Origin of the sequence: Alcanivorax profundi (genome assembly GCF_003597125.1) — a bacterium.
Classification (GTDB): Bacteria; Pseudomonadota; Gammaproteobacteria; order Pseudomonadales; family Alcanivoracaceae; genus Alcanivorax; species Alcanivorax profundi.
Map to the genome: position 1 here is coordinate 1 of NZ_QYYA01000183.1, position 377 is coordinate 377.

The window sequence follows — 377 nt, forward strand, 5'->3', positions numbered from 1 at the left end:
GTTTAGCGGCATTCCACAATTTGAAAGCTAACTTTCTATTGAGCAGATTGCCCCAAAACCAGAAACGAAAAAGTATAGAATAATAAAAAAGCAAAATAAAAATGGCAAACAACAACGTACAGGCTCAGGAAACAGAGAGCCTAAACATTCGTGAGGCCTTCTTCTTGAAGTACAAGAAGGCTATTATCATTGCAGTAGTAGCTATCATTGTTATCATTGCAGGTGTATTCGGTTATGTATCTCAGATCTCAGGTCCACGTGAGGACAAGGCTAGCACTATGCTTGCTAAGGGTCAGACCTACTTTGCTAACCAGATGTATGAGCAGGCATTGAAGGGTGATGGCGCTGGCTATGTAGGTTTTACTAAGATTGCTGAC

General features: G+C 41.1%; 1 protein-coding gene. It reads left to right on the forward strand.

The window, feature by feature from the left end; genetic code table 11:
- Nucleotides 1-101: 101 nt before the first annotated feature.
- Nucleotides 102-377, forward strand: a 276-nt coding sequence (locus D4A39_RS19415) for a hypothetical protein (protein WP_199699514.1), incomplete at its 3' end; no start/stop codon positions are given.